Origin of the sequence: Tumidithrix helvetica PCC 7403 (genome assembly GCF_965232925.1) — a bacterium.
GTDB classification, from domain to species: Bacteria; Cyanobacteriota; Cyanobacteriia; order Pseudanabaenales; family Pseudanabaenaceae; genus Tumidithrix; species Tumidithrix helvetica.
Genome location: NZ_CBDDRA010000001.1, coordinates 363429 through 387635, shown reverse-complemented (window position 1 = coordinate 387635; position 24207 = coordinate 363429). Strand labels below are relative to the sequence as shown.

Sequence of the window (24207 nt, the reverse complement as noted above, 5' to 3'; positions counted from 1 at the left end):
AACTGTCACGATCGGTACCTCAAAATGTCTGCTAATATCCCTGCGTGCGGCAGTTTTGATTGTTAATCGAATTATCTGGCATGATCGTGCGGCAGAGTTTGGCATTGCGGAGATTAGTCCCCTTGGTTACGGCATCTGTCAATCTAGCATTGGTCAAATCTGCCTTGGTCAGATCGACATCACTCAAATCTGCGTTGGTGAAGTTAGCGCCTCTAAGATTAGCGTTGTACAAGTTTGCTTGAAACAGATTTGCGCCTGTTAGGTTTCCTCCGATCAAGTTGGCATTACTGAAGTTAGCGCTTCTGAGATTGGCTTGGCTGAGGTTGGCACCGTTAAGTGCGGCACTGTCAAAGTTGGCGTTACTGAGATTGCACTCAGGGCAAGATCGGGTTGACAGGAGCCGATCGACTTGATCGGCAAACACTGGGGCAGCGATCGCCGTCTGCATGCCTAACACAATCGCTGCCACCCACCAAAATTTTGCTTCGATCATAGATTTCGTCCAGAAATTCACAAATAAATAGTTGCTTGTGGCGATCGCGCCCGACTTAAACATCATAATTTGAAAGAATTAATAGGTTATTAATTAAGTTGCTAAAAATTAGGCAATTTAATTCATTAAGATTAGAGATCGCTGATTTATTTTTACTAATTTATTCGATCGCGCCATGAAACATACGCTCTCAGTTGTCGTTGAGGATGAGGCAGGAGTTCTTACCCGTATTGCCAGTTTATTTGCCCGTCGTGGTTTTAATATCGAAAGCCTTGCTGTGGGTAGTGCCGAACAAAATGGTTGCTCTCGCATCACGATGGTAGTACCTGGGGACGATCGCGTGATCGAGCAACTGACCAAACAGCTAAATAAACTGATCAACGTGATCACCGTAAGAGATCTGACCGAAATTCCCTGCGTAGAACGCGAACTGATGCTGATTAAAGTCAATGCTAACCCAGGCAATCGCTCTGAGGTGATTGAAATCGCTCAAATTTTCCGCGCGCGCGTGGTGGATGTTTCTGATGATTCTCTGACAATTGAGGTGGTAGGCGATCCAGGCAAGATGGTGGCGATCGTCAAAATGCTGCAAAAGTTTGGTATCAGGGAAATTGCCCGCACGGGTAAAATATCTCTGACCAGAGAATCTGGTGTGAATACGGAGTATCTCAAGGCTTCGTAAAGGAAAGGGTTATCAATCGATGATTAATAATGTTCTTCGCAGTTACGTAAAGCATCAACAAAAAACATCCAATTAACTGTAGATACGGATAACGGATAACTAATGACAATCGATAAGCTGTTTGACTTGAGCAATCTCTTTGTATTGCCTTTCTGGTTTTTGATGATTTTCTTGCCAAAATGGAAAGTAACCCAGCAAATCGCTGCTTCCTTTTTGCCTTTTGTTGCCCTAGTGGGGTTATACATTTATTTTCTGGTTGGGGCAATTACGCTAGATAGCGCTCAAGCCTTAGCAAACCCAAATCTCGCCCAGATTGCTGGCTTTTTTGCCGATCCTCGGGCTGCGGCTACAGGTTGGACGCACTTTTTAGTCATGGACTTGTTTGTCGGTCGCTGGGTCTATCTAGAAGGACAACGTACAGGGGTTTGGACAGCCCATTCGATTTTATTTTGTTTGTTTGCAGGCCCCATTGGTTTGCTCTCTCACATCCTTACGGATGCCATCAGTCAAAAATTCTTTAAAAAAGCAGATCCTGTTGTCAGCGAATCGTAAATGGGAATCGCATGTCTTTACTACCTAAGCTTCAAAAATACATTCGCAGTACAAATGCACCGAGGCAATTGGTGCGATCGCCTGGGTATGACGAACAGTTGGGCTTTGGTGATAAAGAGCCGCGTCTATCTTCAGCAAAGCTGCTAGAAACTCCGATGCGGGCGATGATCGTGGGCGAATGTACGATTCCTGAGAATCAATTTGCCTACTTTCTCGATGGCATTCAACGCAGTTGGTTGTTGTATTACCAAGACTATGTGCCTGTTTACTATGGCTATACAGCCGCAGTGATTCGCCAGCGTCATGAAGCGTTGCTCGCAAAATGGGAACACCATACCTATGAATCTCTGTATGTGCCATTTTGCTATTTCGATTCTGCGGAATTAACGCAGTTGCGATCGCAAGAGTTACCTGTTACGGACACTAAGCCCAAGGAGGTAAATTCCTCAGCTAAGGATGAAGCCTCAGAAGAAGACGAAGATATGCAACCGATGGCATTGCGTGAGGCAGCGAGAAACACGATCTCCGACATGCGCGAAAAAAATGAGACCGATCTGGCTGAAGCTTGGATTCAAGCCGATCTGCCTGGTTGGTTGGTGATGGATGGCTCAATTTCTATATCTAGGCTTGCCTCCGAACATCCCCGTGTTGTGGGTTTGATCAAGAGTCACAACACGCAATATTTCAGATTTCCCGATCAAGAAGTGATTCTCAATCTTAAGTTTGGCGAACGCAGTTCTGTCTTTAAGCCTCCCAGTAGAAACCCAGTTTGCAGTTGGTATTTGCGGCTTAGAGAGGGTACGAATGAAGATATGCACTTTGGCTTGATTCGTGTAGAAGCGGCACTATCGGCGATCGCCGAGGTAGACGAAATTAGCCGCTGGATTTTGACAGAACGCCGTCCTTTATCGCTACCTGATTCGCGTTGGGATAAGATGATCTACCCAATTCGCGACTGTGAAATGTTTCTGCGCAGTCACGAACCCTCACGCGCAACTTTTGGATGGTTGAATTAGGCTTGCTATATCGCTTATTCAAATTTCGGAGATATTCTGTAGTCTTAATTCGACAGTTTGGAAACCTATTCCGAGAGCATAGTTGAGACACAGATATATCAGTTTGGAGCGATTCAATGCTCTTGAATATTGCTCGCAAATTTATGTAACCGTCCTAGGGGGTACAAAGTTAGTGGTTAAATGACCTAAAATCCAGAAGCCCCAGTGTTAAACACCTTAGGAAATCGCTGAAATGACCATTACTCCATTGGACACTGCCTAGTCCAGAACTTTGACAAAGCTCTGGCTCATGCTGAAGCGCTTGGCGGCAGCTTGACTAAAATGTTAAATGGGTTCTTTACAGATTAACCAGCGATCGCAATATCCCAACGATGAAATGTCCTAATTGCGCGGCTACAGAGATTATTAAAAATGGGTGGTATCGCGATCGACAGCGCTATCGCTGTAAAACTTGCGGCTATCGTTTTATCAAATCCCCCCTAAAGAAATCCCAGAAAAATTCTAAACCCGCCCCAAAAGCAGTTCCCAAAGAAACAGCAGATCCAGATCAGATCGCAGCACTTACCCAAGAGTGTCTTAGACTTAGGCAAGAATTAGAAGCGCAAAGCGATCGCCTCCAACGCGACCATCAGCAAAATACTTTTCGGCTGTTGCAGTCTTTGTTAACGCAATATCGCAGCGTGCAGCAAATGATTCGCAGCAACCCCAACCTACCCGCCCAAAATCTCGTCGCCTTGTTTACTCCTCTCGATAATCTCATGCAAAACTGGGGATATATTCCGATTGGCGAACCTTGGCAACAGGTTCCTTTTAATCCCCAATACCATCAGGGCGATCGCCCCGATCTGACCCCTGGAGAACCCGTGTATATTCGATTTGTTGGCTATCAAGTTCCAGATGTGAGTGGTGATGTGGTCGAACAGATTCTAGTTCCCGCCAAAGTCAGCCGTACCTTACCTGCGATCGCGACAGGTGCATCGTCATGACCGTTGTTGCCATTGATTTTGGAACGAGTAATACGGCAATCGCCACCTTCGATCCCGTCACGAATACCCCCAGAACCGTGCGGTTTCCCCAGATATCGCGCTGCTTTGAGTCGCCCCAAGGACAGGTGTATGTCGTGCCGAGTCTCGTATTTGTGCAAAGTCCAGATTCCTATGTTTTTGGCGAACAGGTGCGATCGCAACGGTTAGGATTTGCCCAACCCCACAGATTTTTTCAAGCCTTTAAACGGGATATGGCAGCGGACTTCCGCCCACCTTCGCGTTTAATTGACGGTGTGCCCTACGATGCCGAAGCGATCGCCGATATCTTTATCACCTCTCTTTGGCAACAGCTAGCGCTGCAAAGAATTCAGCCGACACAACTGATTTTCACAGTGCCAGTGGGTGCGTTTGAGTCCTATGTCGATTGGTTTCGGGACTTGGCAAAGCGGCTTATCCTTCCGCCCATAAAAATTGTCGATGAGTCTACGGCGGCGGCATTGGGTTATGCCGTGCAGAAAATAGGGGCAGTCGTCTTGGTGATTGATTTTGGCGGCGGCACGCTCGATATCAGCCTAGTTCGCACGGTCGCTCCGAATTCCTTAAAGCCCACGATCAAGGCTGAGGTGCTGGCGAAGTCCGATGCCTTCATTGGTGGTATTGATGTGGATACTTGGATTGCTGAATATTGGTTGCGATCGCGTGGAGAATCCCGAAACACGATTGGCGAAATCGGCTGGCTCAATCTATTGGAACTTGCCGAACGGATTAAGGTTCAGCTTTCCCAAGTGGATGAAGCGAAGGAGAGTTGGTTTGATGATGAAAACTTTATTTCCTACGAACTCAGCCTCCATCGAGACCAGCTAACGGAAATTTTAGAATCGCATCAGCTTCTCGAACAACTGCGACAGGCGATCGATGAGGTTTTGGCGATCGCTCTAAATAAAGGGCTAAACAAGGCAGCGATCGAACAGGTGCTTTTGGTGGGCGGAAGTTGTCTGTTACCTGCGGTACAACAGTTGGTAGTTTCTTATTTTGGGCGAACCAAGGTCAAGTTAGACAAAACCTTTGAGGCAGTAGCGCATGGAGCTTTGCTGCTGGGGCAAGTGGTCACCGTGGATGACTATCTGCGGCATGGCTACGCCATTCGGCTGTGGGAACCCTATATGCGGCAATATTCGTTTTTTACTTTGTTCGAGAAAGGGACAAAATATCCCTGTCAACGACTGGAACCCTTAACCCTACAGGTAGCAACCGAGGGGCAACGGGAGATTCGCCTCGATATTGGGGAGGTTGCCGACACGACCCAAGCTGAAGTTACCTATGATGCCAAGGGTAGGATGACGAGTAGCCTGATTCACAAACAATCAGATTTCCGATCGCTTGCCGATCTAGCAAAATCAAAGGGGCAAGCCCAAACAGACATCTGCGTCGCTCACCTCGATCCGCCAGGACAAACGGGTATGGATAGAATCAGCGTAGTATTTGAGGTAAACGAACAGCGAGTTTTGCTGGCGACGGTCAAAGATCTATTGACGGAAAAAGTACTGGTCGATCGCGTGGCGATCGCAAAGCTCGAATAAACAGAAGATAATCAAATCCTAAACAATACTAAACACTAGCGATTTTTCTTCGATAAGTTTTGTAGAATTTAAAGAGACTAGTTTCGTAACTCCTAGTTTCTTACTAAAAGTCAAAATTAGGCATTCCCTGTGACCTCAACTCGCGCCAGAAATTCTCGGTTAATGATTGTTGTTCTACCCAATGAAACAGCAGCATTTGAGGCTTATCGTTTTTTACAAAGTCATGGAATCTCGCCCGAAAATCTCGCCCTTGTCGGCAAAGGCTATAGTAGCCCCGACAGCGTTGGCTTGATCGAACCTAAACGTATGGCTTGGCGATATGCCAAATTTGGCATGATTATCCTAGCGGCTGCAACCGCTTTTATTGGCATTGGCATTCAACTGGCGATCAATATCCATATCCCCGAACTCAATTGGTTTCAGTCTTTGGTAGCGGTGGCGATCGCATCAGGGATCGTCGGTGGTTTACTCGGAATTCTTGTAGGCAGTATTTACGGACTCTTTTTTAAGAGCAGTACTTCGATCGCCTGTCGCAATTGCTTGCGTCAAGGTCAATACCTACTCATGCTCGAAGGTTCTGAAACCTTAACCCGAAGAGGCAGAGAAATTCTCAATAGTTACTCTGCCAATCCTCGGTAATTCATCAAAGATTCATCAAGAATTGATTAAGGCTGAGAATAGGCTAGTAGTGTGCCGTCTTGCCCCAAGATAAACCCGCGATCGCGTCCAAAGAAGTAAATGCGATAAAAGTTAGCACCAATGTTTTTGGTAGATTCATCTCTCTGCCATGTCTTTCCTTGGTCTTGGCTGTGCAGCAATCTGGAACTACCACCAGTTACCCAAATATTTTCCTCATCTTGGTAGACCAAATCGAGTAACCCTAGACCATTTGCGGCTTTAGGTGCTAATGCCTTTTGCCACTTTTCTAGCGTACCAACCTCGCTAAACTGCATCACCCCTCCCCGATTTAGCATCCATGTGCGTCCGTCGGGGGCATAGCCCATATTTTGAACTCGTCGAGAGCTATTACGGTTATGCTGCGTCCAAGCCTGTTCGCCAGGCGACCAAGTCGAGTAAAAGTTGCCTTTGGCAGAAACTGCAATATATCTACCGTCATCATTGCGATAGAGGTTCCGCACTGCCCCCACTGCCTGAGTTACCAGAGCTTTCCAGTTTTGTCCGCTATCCTCAGTGCGATAGATTGCACCGATGTCTGTAGCCATTTCTGCTGATTGAGGTGCTAGGGCTTTTACCAAGGTGGGCTCACCGGGTAGCTTGGAACTCAACCCAATGCGCGACCACGACTGACCGCCATCTTCTGTATGCAAGAGCAATGCTGGTTTTCCCGCAATCCAACCTTCATTCCCTGTAAAGCTAACCGACACAAATCGAAAGGCATTGTCACCTAAATCTAATTTTTGGGGCTGCCATGTTTTTCCTGCATCGTGCGTCTCTAGCAAGGTGGCATCTGTACCAACGAGCCAACCATGGTTGGGATCGGTATTGCTAAAGGTCATATCGAGCAGGGTTGATTTAGTGGGCAGTTCTACTTGCTGCCATGTACCTAACTCAGATGCGGCTACTGCCTCTACGCCTGTACTTACAGTTGCAGTTACACTCACGCAAAACAGTACTACGCACGCAAGTAGGAATGCAAATACGCGCTTTATCTTTTTGTTCACCAAGAAATTCCTAAAAATAACTAAAAAACAGACCTTTACTAAGCTATCAAAAGCGATCGACAAGCTATGAAAATTTTTGAATTGGGCTTTTAATGGAAATGATTAATCCAGTGCATACAAACTCATAAAGAAAATGAAAGCTAAGGCTAAAGCGCCAAAAATCAACAAATTCTTTTGCCCTGGTGTCATCACGTTAACCCCAAACCCATAGCCAAGGTTTTCGCTAAACCCTGATGGCTTATTGGGTAAGCCAATATCGGAAAATTTGTTTTTGCGCGCCGTACAGACAGGGCATCGCCAGTCATCAGGTAACTGCTCAAAGGGAGTACCCCCAGAAATCCCACGTTTTTGATCGCCTGATGCAGGTTCGTAAACATAGCCACAAGAACTACACTCATAAAGGTGAGAGGGCTCGATCGCTGGGGGTGTAACAGGTGCTGTAGTTTCTGTGTTAGCAGCGCGATCTGCTAGATTTAGCTCTGAGTCTGCCTCTGAACTGGTTATTTGAGAATCCATAACTTTGTCAACATTCGTTTTCGATCGGCTATTCTGTTAAAAATTATTACACTTTTTCGCGATCTTTTGTCGATTGGGTGTGTCAAGTGGACTTAGAATAATTCTGCTGTGACTACTTCGCTGATTCCAATTTGTAGAACTAGTATGTCTTCATGGATAGGAACCATGAGTTCACTATAACTATATGGCTGTATAGTTCTCTTAGTCCGAAATCTCAATTGTTTCGTTTTTTTCGGTAATAAATTCGTTCTCAATTTTGAATATAAGCATCTACATTACCCGTGTTTCATAATCCAGCCGACTTTGAATTTGTGTCCGCCCTAGAAGCCAATTGGCAAACGATCAGACAAGAGCTAGAGCAGGTCAACCAGTGTGATTTTATCGAATGGCCTGAAAAACACCTTTATGGTAAAGGCTGGGACGTTTTCGGACTCTATGCGTTTGGCATGAAACTGGGCAAAAACTGCGCTTTATGCCCTGAGACAACCAAATTGGTTGAGGCGATTCCAGGCATGGTGACAGCGGGATTTTCTTCTTTAGTACCTGGTACGCATATTGCACCGCACACGGGCTATCCTGATGGCGTCTTGCGTTGCCATTTGGGGCTGATCGGCTGTGATGGATGTGCGTTGAGGGTTGGCGATCGGACCGAGCACTGGACAGAGGGCAAATGTTTGGTGTTTGACGACACCACCGAGCATGAAGCTTGGAATCGCGGCGATCGCACCCGAATTGTACTTTTGCTAGATTTTAAATATCCCTTGGTTGAGCAACAAAAGCCCCAGAATGATAAAAATGAGGCGCAAAGTGGTGGTTTTTGGCAAAATCTCAAACAAAAATTCTCTTTACGCTAGTTTTTGCGGATTTAGACGATAAAAGCTTTCTTATTCAAGTTAGAATCCTAGAGTATTGCAATCCCCAGTTTTTTCTCTGTAAAATCACAGAAAAATCACAGAAAGCTCAAGTACGGAATGAATGCCTCATTTGTAGCTTACGTCCCTGCGATCGCAGGGACATTCCTCGTCTCTAGTAGCCTATTCGCGATTTGGGCTGTTATTCTCCACCGACGCGTTCAAAACCGCATTCGCCAACTAAAAGAATCCAACTTAGAATCTCAACGCCTTGAGACTGAACTGCAATGGGCTAAAGATTGGCTATATAAAAATAGTCAGGCATTAAGTGCGTTAGTAGAAAATGCGCCAGATGTCATTGCTCGTTTCGATCTCCAGTTACGTCACATTTACATCAATGCGGCGATCGAGCTTGCCACGGGGCTGCCGCCTGAAAAGTTTATCGGGAAGCGCTATTCCGAACTGGAAATACCCCAGTACCTTTGTATCATTTTGGAAGGTGCGCTCCAGAAAGTATTTCAAACAGGAGAACAAGCAACCATTGCGTTTGATTTTCCCTCACCGCAGGGCATGCGATCTTATCAAGTACGGGTTGCACCAGAATTTGCCGAGAATGGTTCTGTGGAAATTGTCTTGGCGATCGCCCATGACATTACCGAACTCAAACAGGCCGAACGCACAGTGCGTCAACTCAATCGCGAACTAGAGCAGCGCGTGGCACTGCGTACAGCCGAACTAGAGGCGGTAAATCGAGAACTTGATGCTTTTTCCTATTCGGTTTCCCACGATCTAAGCGCTCCTTTACGACATATTCAAGGGTTTATTACAGCGCTCAGAAAAAAACTAGAAGACAGTGCGGCGATCGAAGAACCTAAAGTTGCGCATTACTTGGATGTCATTCAAAAAAGCAGCGAAAAAATGGGTGAGTTGATCGATAGCTTATTAATGCTATCCCAATGGAGCCGACATCCCATCCATTTCAGTACTGTAGATTTGCGGCAACTGGTCGATCGCGCGATCGCACTCCTAGAGATTCCGAATACTGAATCTTTGCAGAACGTTGAATTTACGATTGGCGATCTGCCAACGATTCAAGGCGATCGGGTTTTGTTGCAGCAAGTCTTTTGCAATCTGATCGATAATGCCGTGAAATTTAGTCGCGATCGCCTTCACGCAAAAATCGAGATTGGGATGCTGCCCGACGATACAGTTTTCATTCGTGACAATGGCGTAGGCTTTGAGATGCAATATGCAGATCGATTATTTGGCGCATTTCAACGGTTGCATTCCGAGCAAGTGTTTGAAGGAACTGGAATCGGATTGGCTTTAGTCCATCGCATTATCACCCGCCATCAAGGCAAGATATGGGCAGAGAGCGAACCCGATCGCGGTACTTGTTTTTACCTTCAGTTCAATTCGGAAAATTCTTTACTGAAATAAGTATCTTTAATTACACAGTGTTTGTACGGAACGATTGTAAATTGTCTAAGGGGCGAAAAAACAAGTTTAAAACTGTTTTTTACTAATTTTCTAGGTTAACAAGAGATTCCTACCGATAGTGCTATTTATTTTGAGGTAAGAGCATAGTTTCGCTCTCCCTGTTATTTCATCATGCCTACGTCCATTGCTTGTAGTTAGTTGAAGGCTTTATGTTACAGCAGCTTTTTGGGAAACCGTCAGCACTAAAGGTAGAGTCGCCTGAGACTTTGCATCTGTTAATTGTAGAGCATGTGTTAGAAGACCTAGAGTTGATGCTGCTTACCTTGGAATCAGCGGGTCTAAGCTTTACCTATGACAATGCCGATACCTTGGCTAAATGCCAACAACTGCTTCTGGCAAATTCCTATGACATGGTTTTGTCAGATTACCGATTACCGCAGTTTAATGCGATCGCTGTTTTGAACGTTCTCAAACAGTCAAAACAAGATATTCCCTTCATCTTAGTAACTGGAACTTTGGGCGAAGAGGCAGCCGTTGCCTCGATCAAAGCTGGGGTGACCGACTATGTGTTAAAAGATCGGCTGTTTCGTCTTCCCAGTGTTTTAGAGCGCGGGTTGCAAGAATTTGCCTTGCGTCGCCAGCAACAAGCAGCCACCCATAAAATTCAACAGCAAATCCTGCGAGAGGCTTTGCTAAGCCGCATTGTTCAAGCCATGCGGGGGACATTGATTTTAGATGAAATTTTACAAATTACAGTCGATCGATTGCATGCTGCTTTAAGTGTCGATCGCAGCTTTATTTTTGTAGCCGATGCAAATCGGCGCACCCATGTGAGTTACCTGAGTCAGGCGACGGTCGATCGCCTGAGCTTGCTCAACTTAGAATGTCCGTTCTGCGCGCATTTTCAAGATCGGCTTGCTAACGGTGAAATCGTAGTCTTGGCAGAGATTTCAAGCGATCTGCCCCAAATCTTGCAACAAACGAGCGCACAGCTTTCTATTCGCTCTCTCTTGATCGTTCCTTTGCTGTATCAGCAAACTTATATTGGTGGGATCGCGCTACACCAAAGCGATCGCCCTCGGCAATGGACAGAGGATGAAATTTCGCTCGTCAAATCCGTTGCCGATCAATGCGCGATCGCCCTACATCAGTCAGAACTCTACAACAGTGCCCAAGCAGAATTGGCAGAACGGAAGCGAATCGAGCATGAACTGCGCCAAAGTGAAGAACGTTTCCGTAGTGCGATCGAGCATATGCCTGTGATGATGTCAGCATTAGATCGCGCAGGCAATATAAGCACTTGGAATCAAGAGTGCGAAAGAGTAACGGGCTTTAGCGCTGCTGAGATTGTCGATAACCCTGAAGCCTTTGCTCTGCTTTATCCCGATCCGATCTATCGCCAACAGATGCTTGCAGCATGGGCGGAACGTGGTAATAACTACCGCGATTGGGAATGGGAAACGACTTGCAAAGATGGCACGGTAAAAACCCTGTCATGGTCAAATATTTCTGAGAAATTCCCCATTCCCCATTGGATGTCTTGGGGCGTTGCCGTCGATGTCAGCCCGCGCATCCAAGCTGAAAAACAACTGCGCGTCAATGCCTTTTACGATCGCTTAACGGGGCTGCCCAATCGCGCTTTATTTTTAGATCGCTTAGAACATGCTCTAGGGCGATCGCAAAGGCAAGAACTCTTTCCTCTAGCGGTTTTATGTTTGGATATCGATCGATTTAAAATCGTCAATGACAGTTTGGGGCATTTGGCAGGCGACCAGCTTTTATGTAAAATCGCCCGTCGCTTAGAAAATTGCATCCGTATCGGCGATACGATTGCCCGTCTGAGCGGTGATGAGTTTGGCATTCTTTTAGAAGACGTTACAGGCATTGATACGGCGATTCAAATTTCAGATCGCATCCACCAAGAACTAACCATGCCCATGCTTTTGGACGGGCATGAAGTATTTGTTTCCGTCAGTATTGGGATTGCCATGACCGCAAAAGATACGATTAAACCCGAACATCTGCTGCGTAATGCCGATACAGCGATGTATAAAGCCAAAGAGCATGGCAGAGCGCGATACGAAATCTTTGCGACTTCGATGTACACCCACGCCCTCGATCGGCTCAAGGTAGAAAACGAACTGCGGCGCGCGATCGAACGTCAAGAACTTGTGGTTTACTATCAACCAATCGTGTCATTGGCTTCAGGAGCCTTACAGGGATTTGAAGCTTTAGTGCGGTGGCAACACCCAGTTCGCGGCTTGCTTTCTCCATCAGAATTTATTCCGATCGCCGAAGAATCAGGCTTAATTACAAGCATCGATCGTTGGGTACTCTTGCAAGCTTGCCAACAGCTAAAGCGTTGGCAACAGAACTTCCCAAGCCTACCGCCCTTGGTCATGAGTGTAAATTTGTCAGCGCGTCAGTTTTCTCAGCCGACTTTAATCGAGCAAATCGATCAAATTTTGCGAATCACCTTGGTTCGGGGTAGTTCTCTAAAAATTGAAGTCACTGAAACCGCGATTATCAAAAAGCCAGAACTAGCCAAAATTGTCCTCCAACAGCTACGCGATCGCCAGATCTGTGTTTGTCTGGATGATTTTGGTACGGGGTATTCATCCCTGAGCTATTTGCATCAATTTCCCGTCGATACGCTCAAGATCGATCGCTCCTTTATCAGCAGCATGGATCGAGAAAGCGGCAACCATGAAATTGTTAAGGCTATTATCAATCTTGGCTTAAATCTAGCGATCGACGTGATTGCTGAGGGCATAGAAACTTCCGCCCAAAAGCTTTTACTGACAGAATTAGGATGTCAATCTGGACAAGGATATTTATTCTCTCGACCGATGGAGCCCACAGTTGCTGCCAACCTGATTGCAGATCGACAATATTGGGTAGCTTAGCGCGGTTCTTGCTGGAATTTGTATAGCCCGTTATAGATCGGTAAGTAATTTTACTTATATACTATATGCGGCAAATATTTTTTGCCCAAATTCTATCTGTGGACTCAATCCCCAAAACATGAATTTAGGGCGATAAAAACAGGAGTAATTCATGGATTACCCTGTTCGTTTGTTGCTCTAAAGGCAAAAAATCCGAAACTCAATGTAACTTTTTCTTATGGTTCCTTTAAACTTTTCCTAACAATTGCTTGGTAGTTTTGTAACACAAACTCTAAATTACTAAATTTGTCTTCAAAAAGATTTATGTGTAAATCTTACGTTTGACAAGACTTGTGAAAAGTTTATCTCAACCTAGTCATCTTAATATTTTCTTAAGTAAGGGTTAAAAGCTAGATGTTAGTAGGAACAGCATGGATAATTTCTAATTGAAATTAACATGGGGATCGCTTTTGTGGCAATGATCCCCATGTTTTTCGGCTATAGTATAATTCATATACTAAAGTCATCTAACTGTTAATTCGACAAGAGGATAAACGACAAGTCTAGAAATTGTTTTGTAGGATACGTTGACCTCTAGATTCGAGCAAAAACAAAAAACCTTTAACTTACACGATCTTTTATTAACTTTGGTTGAGGGTTTTAGAAATGGGTTGTCTTGGTCGATGTTTTTTGCAATGTACTCGGGGATCGATTTTCATCACTTGATTGGATGATTTCAAATTTTAATAAACGCTTTTAATTAATTATTTTTTAGGTTTAGACGCTATGGCTATGATTCAAACGGTGCGATGCCCCAACTGCGGTTCCTTGGCTGAAAGGCATCATCATGCCTTATTGGCCCAAGTAAGAACAGAATGTGATGCCTGTGACTACTTAATGGTGATGTGTACGCGCAGTAGTCGCGTCATCGAAGCCTATGCCCCCGGACTACCTTCTGATTATGCCTGCAATAAAAAGACCGTGGCGATCGCTTTTCATCGCATTACCGAGATTTGTCAAGAAAAGGTAATGAGTGGTAGCGAAACAGTTAAAATGGAAGCGTTAAAAATGGTTTAAGAATTCACTATACAGTTATCTATGAGCGAACTGAAACGGTTGGGGCATGTAGCAATCTGCGTCCAAAATATATCCATAGATAACAATAGGTTTGAGTTTCTTCACGAGCCAATTCATAAGGGTAAAGAGTGATGGGCATTCGCACCAATTCTTTATTCACCGTTTATCTGTAGATGCTGAAATGGCTCCAATTTCCAAATTATTAATTGCTAATCGCGGCGAGATCGCCCTTCGGATTTTAAGGACATGTGAGGAGTTAGGGATTGCTACGGTTGCAGTTTATTCAACTGTCGATCGCCACTCTCTGCCGGTTCAGCTTGCCCATGAGGCGGTTTGTATTGGGGATGCCCCCAGTAACAAAAGCTATCTCAATATCCCCAATATTATTGCGGCAGCATTAACTCACAATGCCACTGCCATTCATCCAGGCTATGGTTTTCTATCGGAAAATGCCCGATTTGCGGAAATCTGTGCCGATCACAATTTAATCTTTGTTGGTCCCAGTCCTGCGGCAATTCAGGCGATGGGAGATAAATCCACTGCCAAAAAGACGATGCAAAAGGCAGGTGTGCCGACTATTCCTGGCAGTGAGGGACTGATTGAGTCTGAGGATCAAGCGATTAAGATCGCCAGTAAGATTGGCTACCCCGTCATGATCAAAGCCACAGCAGGGGGCGGCGGTCGAGGGATGCGTTTTGTCGGTCAACCTGAGGACTTGATTCGCCTATTAAAAGCAGCCCAAGGCGAGGCAGAGGCAGCCTTTGGTAATGCTGGAGTCTATATTGAAAAAGTGATCGAAGAACCCCGTCACATTGAAATTCAGATTTTGGCAGACAACTATGGCAATGTGATTCACTTGGGCGAGCGCGACTGTTCGATTCAACGACGACACCAAAAACTCCTAGAAGAAGCCCCCAGTGCGGCTGTCAACCCCAAGTTGCGATCGCAGATGGGTGCTGCTGCCGTGAACGCTGCCAAAGCGATTAATTATGTTGGTGTTGGTACGGTGGAGTTTTTGCTCGACAAATACGGCAAATTTTACTTCATGGAAATGAATACTCGCATTCAGGTCGAACATCCTGTTACCGAGATGATTACGGGCATCGATCTGATTGCCGAGCAACTGCGCGTTGCCATGGGCGAACGACTGCGGTTGACCCAAAAAGACGTGATTTTGACCGGACATGCAATCGAATGCCGCATTAATGCCGAAGATCCCAAACACAATTTCCGTCCTCACCCTGGCAAAATCAGCGGCTATTTGCCCCCCGGCGGTCCCGGTGTGCGCATGGACTCCCATGTCTATACCGATTATGAAATTCCGCCCTACTATGACTCGCTGATCGGTAAGCTGATTGTCTGGGCAGGCGATCGCCCCTCCGCAATTTTACGCATGAAGCGGGCTCTGTATGAATGTGCGATTACAGGCGTACCGACCACGATTGAATTTCATCAAAAAATTCTGGAAGATGAAGCCTTTAGAACGGGAAAAGTCTTTACAAACTACGTTCAACTCTTGATGGAAAGGTTAGAACAGCAGAGTAAGTTAAACAAATAACAAACTGCGATGGCAGATGTACTGGTAATTGGCGGTGGTGTCATTGGGTTGGCAACCGCCCTAGAGTTGAGACAGCGAGGCGCAACGGTAACTGTTCTAGAGCGCGATGTTTGCGGTCAGGCGGCAACTTGGGCTGCAGGGGGGATGTTAGCCCCAGAAGCAGAGCGGCTGGAAGGTGACCTGCGCGAGCTAGGGATTCGCAGCCGATCGCTCTATGCCGAGTGGATTCGTAAGATCGTGCACCTAACAGGGCAGTCTTGCGGCTATTGGTGCTGCGGCATTTTAGCGCCGATTTCCTGCTCAGATGCTGATGCTGAGACTGTTAAGGAGCATCCCAAATACATCGATCGCCTACAGCTAGACAAACGCCAATCAGGTCTGGGTGACAGCGTCTCAGGGGCTCTGTGGCTTTCTGAAGACGGGCAGGTCGATAATCGCTTGCTGGCTAGAGCCTTAATCTTGGCATTGCGATCGCTGGACGTAGAAATTCTAGAAGGCACCTCGGTCGATCGCATCGTCACCCAAGGCGACCGAGTTTTGCACCTAGAGACTAGTCGGGGCAAACTCCAAGCCGAGCATTACTTGCTGGCAACGGGAGCTTGGACAAGATCGTTACTGCCCTTACCCATCTCACCCCGCAAGGGGCAAATGTTGTCGGTATTTGACCCAAATCGCAGCCTGCAAACCGTAATCTTTGGCAAGAATACCTATCTCATTCCCCGTCAAGATGGCACGCTTGTGATTGGCGCAACCGTGGAAGATGTGGAATTTGCCCCCGGCAACACAGGGGCGGGTATGCATCGCCTGCTCAGCCAAGCGATCGCCCTTTACCCCGCGATCGCCGACATGACGATTCAAGAAACCTGGTGGGGGTTTCGCCCCCATGCCCCCAATGAGATCCCTATTTTGGGCGCGAGCCATTATGAAAATTTATCGCTGGCGACAGGTCATTATCGCAATGGCATTCTGTTTGCCCCGATTACGGCGCAGTTTTTAACAGACTGGATTTGCGATCGCAAAGTCGATCCATTGCTAAAAGCTTTAAGTGATTTTCGTTAGGTGATTTTGTAGGATAGTCTTGATTGTAAGTAATTGACGGAGTTAGAAGAAAATTTCATGGAAATGGAAGGTATATTACCGATCGCCTATTTGGCTACCCTGGTTGCATTATTGGGGGTACTGGCTTGGCTAATTGCGCGTCAGATCGTCAAAGGCCGCCAATTGGAATCTGTAATTTCTGACTTGCAGCCCAAGTTAGAAAAAGAGAAAGGCGAAGCTCAGGACTATTACGAATTAGCCAGTGTCTACCTCAAGAAAAAGCTCTATGCCAAATCGATTAGCGAGTTGCAAAAAGCGATCAAAGCGGGTGGCGAAAATATGCCCGAAATCTATAACGCGCTTGGTTATGCATACTTTGCTCAACAGCAGTTCGATCTGTCGATCAAAAATTATAAAGAGGCGATCGAGCGTCAGCCCGATTACGTGATTGCGTTAAATAATTTGGGTCATGCCTACGAAAAGAAAAAGCTACTGCCCCAAGCGATCGAGGTCTATGACAAAGCCCTGTCTTTAAATCCTAAGAATGACATTGCCAAACGTCGTCTAGATTCCCTACGCAAACGCGTTACAACCACACCAAGCAAGTAAGGACGTTTTCAAAAAAACTGCGATGCAGTTTTTTTGAAAACCTGCGCCTGCGCGTAAATTAAAATCAGAAACTTAAATCCAGATTTGTTGTAAACCATTGAAATTGGGATAGGAAAATCAGATCTAGCCCTTCCTTTTTTGAACGACAACCAGCGCACCAAACATCGTGCCAATCAGCAAAACTAAAGCTCCCCAATGTTTGGTGACATTGACGTGAAACATAAATCCAAAGTCTTTGTGAAACCTAGCGATCGCAGCCTCAGCCCCACCAATCGCCCCTTCCCGCTTTTCTTTCCACTTGCTAAAGTCCTTTTGCCAAGTCTCAATATCTTTTTCCCACACTTTCATGTCTGCATTAAATTGACTGACTCGCTCTTGATACTCAGCCAGTTCCGCAGGGCTTGTGGGCGGATCGCCAGGGGATTTAGGGCGATCGGGTTTGATCGGTTCGGTTGCTTCGACGGATGCTTTTGATTCGGCATCAAATTTTGATTTCAATCCTGGGAACTGACAATGGCTAAAGAGGTTCGTACCAAGGCATTGACAGTTTTTATTTTTCTCATCCTCTGTAAGTTTTTTGCGCGTATCTTCGTCTTTGTTCCAACAGGGATCCTTTGCCACATCGCTGCCGAACCCTGTAAGGGTTACGAGCGCTTCAAACGACCATTTGGTTAAACTAACTTGATTGATGATTTGCCCTGGAGTCCCAAGATTATGAACGGGTAAGACACCACCACCAAAAATAATCTGAGGTACTAAAAAAATAATGGTCAACAGTGGGGCAATATTTTGGTTGGGTGAAGCCGCAGAAACCAAAAGTCCCATCACCATTCCCGCTAGGGTGGTCAGAAATATGGTGATATAGATGCCAATCAGATCGCCTGGAAGATTAATTGCAAGGTATTTAAAGAGCAGGAAAATCGCGGACTGATAGATTGCCAATAAAACACAAAACCAAATCTTAGAGAGAATGTAGGGAATGCTCATCAAGCCAATCATGCGTTCGCGTTGGTAAATATCCACCTCTTTGACGATTTCACGCATGGTTGCCAAGCTACCGACCATCACCGCAATTAGGCTGGTATTAAACAGCATGGTCGCGACTTGCCCAGGATCGCCATGGGTCGTATCAAAAATATCGCGTTTCCAAGTCACAAAATCGAGCAGTCCTAAAATCGGCGCGATCGCCAACATTAAAATCAAACTGGCTCTATCTCTTAAAAGGATTGCAATATTGCGCTGAGATAGGATCAGAAATTGTTGCCAAGCCGAAATAGACTTTACCTTGCTGGTAGGAGCCTGTTGCTTGAAACCTGTATGTTTCAGATCGGGAGAGATATTTAAATGTGCTTGGCGATCGCAAACGTACTGCTGATATTGAGGCGATTGCTTGTAAAGGTCTTCCCACATTTGCGGGGATAACTCTCGCTCCACTTTAGGATAGATTTCATTAAATTTTGATACTTTAAAGTGAGCTAACGCTTGATCGGGAGGACCAAAATATGCCACCCTGCCGCCCGCTGCCAAAAACACCACTAGATCGCAGAGCATCACATTTTCCGTGGCATGGGTAATCAATAAAATCGTGCGACCTTGATCGGCAAGTTTTCGCAACAGGCGCATGATATCGGCTTCGGTACCGGGATCTAATCCTGAAGTTGCCTCATCCAAAAAGAATAAACTCGGTTTGGTCAGAAGTTCGACGCCCATCGATACGCGCTTTAACTGTCCCCCACTGAGATCCTCGATCGCGACATCCTGTCTATGGGCTAGACCTAAGTCCTCAAGCACCTCCTGAATGCGTTGGTAGCGTTCCGATGGCGTAATGTCAACGGACATGCGCAATTGTGCGGCAAAATCTAGAGCTTGAAAGACAGTCAATTTGCTATGCACGATATCTTTTTGCGGTACATAGCCCAATTCCATGCGATAGGCATTAAAGTTCCTGTAGAGATCGTTTCGATTCACAAAAACGATGCCACTGCTGGCAGGACGAAACCCATTCAAAGCATTGAGTAGCGTAGATTTTCCTCCGCCACTGACCCCAGCGATCGCCACAAATTCTTTCGGTAGAATGGAAAGAGAAACATCGTTGAGAATGGCGATCCCCTTTCCCACAATTTTAGTCAGTCGAAAGGCATCAAGGCGAAGATTTCCCGCTTCATCTTGGCGTGTCAGGGTCTCATCCATGTTTAGGATAAAGCAACAGGAACCAATCCGAATCACATCTCCCACTTTGAGGACTTGCGCCTTCTCAATTCTTTTGCCATTGACGAAAGTGCCGTTGGTGGAATTGAGGTCGGTAAGGACTGGGGAGCCTTGTTTATACTCGATCAGAGCATGGATGCGAGAAACGGAAGGATGATCGATCGCGGCGTTATTTGTGCTATCTCGCCCTAGACTAAATTGCTTGTAATCTCTGAGGCTAAGTGCTTTGACAGGTTCCCTTGCTGGTTTCGATCTCAGATCCCAGTAGGTCAAAGACACATTGATATCTATATAGAGCATGTCACCTGTTTTTAGAACCTTGCGATCGACGCGTTTGCCCTCACAGAGCAATCCATTCGTACTCTTGAGATCGATGATTTCATAAGCATTCTCTAGTTTATTGAGCTGAGCATGTTTTGAGGAAACAACTGGCACATCGATCGCAATGTCGCAACTAGGATTGCGACCAATCAGAACCCGATCTTGCTCGAGGGGAAAGTTTTTTGTCCAAGTTGGGGTAACCACCTGAAGAACGGGTAAAAAAGATGCCTCTTCAGGAATCGCTGTATCCGAGATCTGATGAAATTCAAATAATGCTGGTTCTCTGGAGGGTAAAGAGGGTTGCGTTTGTAGATGGCTCGAAAGATCGCGTTCTCCGATGTAAAATCTTAAATCGAAAGAACCGATCTGAATTAAACTTCCATTCTCTAAGGATTTAGGTACTCTTGGCTGCAACTCCGAACCACTTACTCTCGTTCCGCCTGCACTCCCAAGATCGACGATCGCATAGCCAAGCAAGTCCTGAATAATCCGAACGTGGTGTCTAGATACATCGGGTAGGTCTAGACATAGGGTATTATCCGTAGCGCGACCAATGCTAACAACTTCCTCCAAAATCAAAAACTCTTGCTTGGAACCATTGATGTAATTGATTTCTAGTCTTGCAGGAGTTAAAGCCATATTTATAAAATATTGGTTTGGTAAGCAATACAGACAAGGTTTCTAAGGCAACAACAAATCAGGTGTTTTTGCAACCGACTAAAAGATAAGCAAATGATGGTTCTGAGTGCGACATAAGTTCTAACTTATCAAAGATAATCAAAAAATTTGTATACTTAGCCGATCGCGCATCAATGTCATGCTATTTTCATGTATGTTATGTATTTACGTTAAGGGTTCATGAATGTTTTCTGCATAAAAAATCTCTTATTCTCAACCTAAAACGATTGCAACGATATACTAAGATTCAAGCTTGGTAATTTTCCTAGCAGCTCTCCTGCCCGTCAAAAGCTATTATTTAGGATCTGTTCCATGAACTCCTCTTCTCAATCTGATGCTTGGATTGGACAATTTGTCGGCGATCGCCAACGCTATCGCATTGACAAAAATCTTGGTGGTGGCGGCATGGGAGATGTTTATTTGGCAATGGATACCTTGCTAGGAAAGCAAGTAGCGCTCAAACTGTTAAAAGGCAGTTTAGTGAATGCTGAGGGGTTTTTTAAACGATTTGAGCGAGAAGTCGCTGTATGTGCGGCACTCAAAAGCGATCACATTGTAGGGATTACAGATTATGGGCTTGTAAGTGGCGGCTATCCTTTTTATGTGATGGAGTATCTGCAAGGACAAACCCTCAGACAGAAATTAGATCGAGACAAACAACTCTCTCCTAAGCAGACTGTAAATATCATTAGTCAGGTATGCAGAGGATTAAAAGTAGCCCATGACGGGGTTACGCTCTGGAAGAATAATGCCAGCGAATCAGAAACGATCAAGGTTGTCCATCGCGATTTAAAGCCAGATAATATTTTTTTAGTGCCTTCCTCCCTAGGCGAGTTAGCGAAAATTATTGACTTTGGTGTGGTCAAACTCTGTACAGAGTCGCAAAACGATGAGTCGATTCTGACCGTGCAGAAATCCATTATTGGTACGCTGCGCTATGCTGCTCCCGAACAGTTAGAAGGTTTGTCAACTGTAGATAGTCGTGCAGACATCTACAGTTTGGGCGTAATTCTTTACGAAATGCTTACGGGTGTCGATCCTTTTGGTTTCCTGTCACCATCGCGCAGAGGGGCAACCAGTGCGTCTTGGATTGTGGCACATACAACCAAACCACCCAACCCTTTTCAGGGATTAGTCGGCTGCGAGCATATTCCACCTGCCCTCGAAGCAGTCGTAATGAAGTGTTTGCAAAAGTTACCTGCCGATCGCTTTGATTCAGTGGACAAGCTAGAGCAGGCTTTAAAGGCTGCGATTCATCTCGTGGGCGCAGATGACACGATCGCGATTGGCTCTTTACAAACAGAGGGAGACATTTACGACAGTGCAACGATTACCTCAATTCCTAGAAAGCCCGCAACGCTTGCGACTTTTGTAGATACTCCAACAAATCAACAACTTACCAATTCTGAAGCCCCTACCTTGGTTAAGTCTTCTACGACTCCAGAGCTAGAGCCTACCCTGGTGAATGCAGAAGTTCGCCCAGAAGTTAATACAGGTTCGTGGCATCAAACCGATCGCGAAACTGCGGTCACCCCCAAGCCTAAGCATAGATTACCCCTCATTTTGACTGGAGTCCTCATGGTGATTGTGGCGGCGATCGCGGGGAGCGTTTACTTCTATTCCCAAAACAAAGAGCGGGAAATTTTAGATACCGTCAAAAGCCTGCAATCTCAAAAGAAGTATCTAAAATGCATCATCGAAACCCAAAAAGTCGAGCAGAATGCCAAGATTTATGTTGACGTGCAAGAGGTCTTACATCAGTGCCGTCTAGGTCACGCTAAGTTTTTAGCAACAGAAAACAAATTGATTGAAGCCTTTGCTTTTCTGGAATCCATTCCCGCAAGTAGTTCTATTTTCCCAGAAGCGCAAAAACTCCTAGGGCAATGGTCAGAGAAAACGATCGCCTCAGCAACGGAGAAATATCAAGCGGGCAATCCTAAAGAAGCGATCGCTCAGGTACAGGCGATTCCCCCCAACAGCCCCACCTATGTAAAATCTCAAGCAACGATTAAGCAATGGCAAAGTGACTGGCAACTCGCAGAGAAGCAATTTAATGCAGCTCAGACTGCCCTCAAAAATAACAGTCCCCAAGAAGCGATCGATGCTGCCAATAAAATACCCAAGATTGCTTTTTGGCAAAGTAAGGTCAAACCTATTGTCGAGAGTGCGCGATCGCAGATGGGAACACCCACCAATACTTCGCCGAAGACTCCTGGCAACACGCAGGGATCGACAACTGTAGAACCAGTAACACCACCCACCGAGTCAGTGACGCCACCCACCGAACCAGTCACTCCGCCTACCGAGCCGATCGTGCCACCATCCGCACCGGGATGGGAAGATCAAGGTGGCGGTAAAAAAGATACGAGTATATAGAGACCAATTTGACGAATCCAAGCAATTCAATCACCAATACAAACACGATTTCAAACATCTCTGTGTCACAGTCTAATGGAATGATTTTTTAAGGGTGTTGCTGATTCAATGTAAGAATCGATCGCTGCAACTCTCGAAGGTTCCTGCAGAATTTTGCAAAATCATATTGTCATTCAGCAATTCCGTTAAATGTAGCCGAGGAATAAATCTTCACAACTAGATTTCATTCCCTCAACCAATAGTTCAACTTCAATTTTTGAGCGCTTCTGCCGTTGCAGGTGCAATTGCGATCGAAAAAGACAGTGAAGTGCTTACTAGTAAAGCATCTCAGGATAATCCTCGACATACTTCATTCAATCAGTTCGCTACATTCTATCCCTTGTGGTGAAGCCTGCTTTTATCGATCTAATGGCACATTAACTTGAGAAAACCCTTAATGGAAAGAAACCGCATGTCAACAGCAGGAATTACTATCTTATCCGTTGGTTTTGCTATCTGGGCATTCCCAGTTAGTGCCTCAGCAGCCTCACTATCATTCGATCGCGTTATCGTTTTTGGCGATAGTCTTTCTGATAGTGGTAATGTTGCAATTGTCACAGCACCGACTTTTCAGCAAGTTCCTTTCGGTGGTTTGGTTCCAACGTTTGCTTATGAAAATGGTCGGTTTACCAATGGAGCGACGTGGGTCGAAGATCTGGCAGGTAGCTTTGGCTTGAGTGCCCTTCCTTCCCTTAGTGGTGGTACAAATTTTGCCTTTGGAGGGGCGAAGACGGAACCTGTAAGGATAGTTCCATCAAATCCTCCTAGTTTACTGCGCCAGTTCGAAGCTTTTCAGTTGAAAACGGGGAGAATCGCCCCCTCGAATGCTCTCTATGTGATTTGGGGCGGGGCGAACAATCTATTTGATGCGGCAGTCGCAAAGCAAGCAGGAGAAGATAAAGTTTCTGATTTGATAATTTCTAAAGCAGTCAGCGACATTACTACCATTGTTAGGAGATTAACGGCTGAAGGGGCGATCGATATTGTCGTCCCCAATATGGTGAATTTAGGACTGATTCCCCTATCGACTAGGGGAACACTAGGGCTGGCAGCGGCTTCAATGGATGTTTCGTTAAAGTTTAATGCCAAGCTCAGGAGCGCGTTAAGTGGATTTCGCAGTAATCCCAACCTAAATCTCATAGAAGTTGATGCATTTGGCTTTTTGCAGTCTATCGTTGCCTCACCTAGCAGCTTCGGGCTGAAGAATATTCAAGATCCTTGTGTGGATTTGACCGGCGTCTGTTCTAATCCAAATGAATACTTGTTCTACGATGGCATCCATCCCACTGCTACTTTCCATATGCAGTTTGCTAAGTTTGTCAGGGGACAAATCACTGGCATTCCCGATCGGGCACAAATTACCAGTGATTCAGTCTCTTTTGTACATGCAAACAATTCCACTCCAATTCCTGACCCTTCTAAATTACCAGGAGTAATTGCGTCTGGATTGTTATTGGGTGGAAGTATTTTTCTAAGACATAAATCGAATAAGAATAATAAGCCAGCACTGACATCTAAAAGTCCAAAACACGAACAGCAGAGCATTTTGCGCTGAAGTGTCACTTCTTAATGTGTTGCAATTGCTGGGAAAACTCGCCGCGATCGCGATTGGTTGTTAGA

General features: G+C 45.6%; 19 protein-coding genes. 15 read left to right on the top strand and 4 right to left on the bottom strand.

Translation table 11 applies throughout. The features are described 5' to 3' along the window. Positions 1 to 31 precede the first annotated feature (31 nt). A complete protein-coding gene (locus ACP2WE_RS01600; RefSeq protein WP_425213847.1) occupies positions 32 to 559 on the bottom strand; it encodes a pentapeptide repeat-containing protein in 528 nt (175 codons plus the stop codon). Between the two features lie 109 nt (positions 560 to 668). Between ACP2WE_RS01600 and ilvN the strand changes: the two genes are divergently transcribed. From ilvN to ACP2WE_RS01570, 6 genes are all read left to right on the top strand, one after another. Continuing rightward, positions 669 to 1175, top strand: a complete 507-nt coding sequence (gene ilvN / locus ACP2WE_RS01595; protein ID WP_425213846.1) for an acetolactate synthase small subunit — start codon at positions 669 to 671, stop codon at positions 1173 to 1175. A gap of 102 nt (positions 1176 to 1277) precedes the next feature. Continuing rightward, on the top strand, positions 1278 to 1727 hold the full coding sequence (locus ACP2WE_RS01590; protein WP_425213845.1) for an ABA4-like family protein: 450 nt from the start codon (positions 1278 to 1280) through the stop codon (positions 1725 to 1727). A gap of 11 nt (positions 1728 to 1738) precedes the next feature. Beyond that, the gene (locus ACP2WE_RS01585; RefSeq protein ID WP_425213844.1) at positions 1739 to 2743 is read left to right on the top strand and encodes a hypothetical protein; all 1005 of its coding nucleotides are present in this window, start codon (positions 1739 to 1741) and stop codon (positions 2741 to 2743) included. A 371-nt stretch (positions 2744 to 3114) separates the two neighbouring features. Continuing rightward, positions 3115 to 3729: an IS1/IS1595 family N-terminal zinc-binding domain-containing protein gene (locus ACP2WE_RS01580; RefSeq protein ID WP_425213843.1), complete on the top strand. Its 615-nt coding sequence runs from the start codon at positions 3115 to 3117 to the stop codon at positions 3727 to 3729. Beyond that, entirely contained in the window at positions 3726 to 5309 is a 1584-nt protein-coding gene (locus tag ACP2WE_RS01575; RefSeq protein WP_425213842.1) for an Hsp70 family protein, read from the top strand. Before ACP2WE_RS01580 ends, ACP2WE_RS01575 begins: the two co-directional genes overlap by 4 nt. 129 nt (positions 5310 to 5438) lie before the next feature. Continuing rightward, on the top strand, positions 5439 to 5948 hold the full coding sequence (locus ACP2WE_RS01570; RefSeq protein WP_425213841.1) for a hypothetical protein: 510 nt from the start codon (positions 5439 to 5441) through the stop codon (positions 5946 to 5948). 26 nt (positions 5949 to 5974) lie between these two features. Here the strand turns inward: ACP2WE_RS01570 and ACP2WE_RS01565 are convergent, their stop codons facing one another. Next, positions 5975 to 6991 carry a photosynthesis system II assembly factor Ycf48 gene (locus ACP2WE_RS01565; protein ID WP_425213840.1) on the bottom strand — a complete coding sequence of 339 codons (1017 nt, stop codon included), beginning with the start codon at positions 6989 to 6991 and terminating at the stop codon, positions 5975 to 5977. Positions 6992 to 7093: 102 nt separating this feature from the next. Further along, the gene (locus ACP2WE_RS01560) at positions 7094 to 7507 is read right to left on the bottom strand and encodes a rubredoxin (RefSeq protein ID WP_425213839.1); all 414 of its coding nucleotides are present in this window, start codon (positions 7505 to 7507) and stop codon (positions 7094 to 7096) included. Positions 7508 to 7788: 281 nt separating this feature from the next. On the opposite strand from ACP2WE_RS01560, the gene ACP2WE_RS01555 reads away from it, so the two are divergent. The 7 genes from ACP2WE_RS01555 (at position 7789) to ACP2WE_RS01525 (ending at position 16965) form a co-directional block, all read left to right on the top strand. Then, positions 7789 to 8361, top strand: a complete 573-nt coding sequence (locus ACP2WE_RS01555; protein WP_425213838.1) for an aspartyl/asparaginyl beta-hydroxylase domain-containing protein — start codon at positions 7789 to 7791, stop codon at positions 8359 to 8361. 117 nt (positions 8362 to 8478) lie between these two features. Then, positions 8479 to 9798, top strand: coding sequence for a sensor histidine kinase (locus ACP2WE_RS01550; protein WP_425213837.1), 1320 nt, complete (start codon positions 8479 to 8481; stop codon positions 9796 to 9798). Positions 9799 to 10007: 209 nt separating this feature from the next. Further along, positions 10008 to 12704, top strand: coding sequence for a putative bifunctional diguanylate cyclase/phosphodiesterase (locus tag ACP2WE_RS01545; protein ID WP_425213836.1), 2697 nt, complete (start codon positions 10008 to 10010; stop codon positions 12702 to 12704). Between the two features lie 765 nt (positions 12705 to 13469). Further along, positions 13470 to 13760 carry a hypothetical protein gene (locus tag ACP2WE_RS01540; RefSeq protein WP_425213835.1) on the top strand — a complete coding sequence of 97 codons (291 nt, stop codon included), beginning with the start codon at positions 13470 to 13472 and terminating at the stop codon, positions 13758 to 13760. Between the two features lie 181 nt (positions 13761 to 13941). Then, the gene (gene accC / locus ACP2WE_RS01535; RefSeq protein WP_330484439.1) at positions 13942 to 15318 is read left to right on the top strand and encodes an acetyl-CoA carboxylase biotin carboxylase subunit; all 1377 of its coding nucleotides are present in this window, start codon (positions 13942 to 13944) and stop codon (positions 15316 to 15318) included. A 9-nt stretch (positions 15319 to 15327) separates the two neighbouring features. Further along, positions 15328 to 16377, top strand: a complete 1050-nt coding sequence (gene thiO, locus ACP2WE_RS01530) for a glycine oxidase ThiO (protein WP_425213834.1) — start codon at positions 15328 to 15330, stop codon at positions 16375 to 16377. A 63-nt stretch (positions 16378 to 16440) separates the two neighbouring features. Further along, positions 16441 to 16965 (top strand): tetratricopeptide repeat protein, encoded by a 525-nt coding sequence (locus ACP2WE_RS01525; RefSeq protein ID WP_425213893.1) that lies wholly within the window; start codon positions 16441 to 16443, stop codon positions 16963 to 16965. A 123-nt stretch (positions 16966 to 17088) separates the two neighbouring features. Here the strand turns inward: ACP2WE_RS01525 and ACP2WE_RS01520 are convergent, their stop codons facing one another. After that, complete coding sequence (locus tag ACP2WE_RS01520; RefSeq protein WP_425213833.1) at positions 17089 to 20133, bottom strand: FHA domain-containing protein; 3045 nt, start codon at positions 20131 to 20133, stop codon at positions 17089 to 17091. 351 nt (positions 20134 to 20484) lie between these two features. Here ACP2WE_RS01520 and ACP2WE_RS01515 point away from each other — a divergent pair, with 351 nt between their 5' ends. Then, on the top strand, positions 20485 to 22548 hold the full coding sequence (locus tag ACP2WE_RS01515) for a serine/threonine protein kinase (protein WP_425213832.1): 2064 nt from the start codon (positions 20485 to 20487) through the stop codon (positions 22546 to 22548). A 451-nt stretch (positions 22549 to 22999) separates the two neighbouring features. Beyond that, the gene (locus tag ACP2WE_RS01510; RefSeq protein WP_425213831.1) at positions 23000 to 24142 is read left to right on the top strand and encodes an SGNH/GDSL hydrolase family protein; all 1143 of its coding nucleotides are present in this window, start codon (positions 23000 to 23002) and stop codon (positions 24140 to 24142) included. Positions 24143 to 24207: the final 65 nt, after the last annotated feature.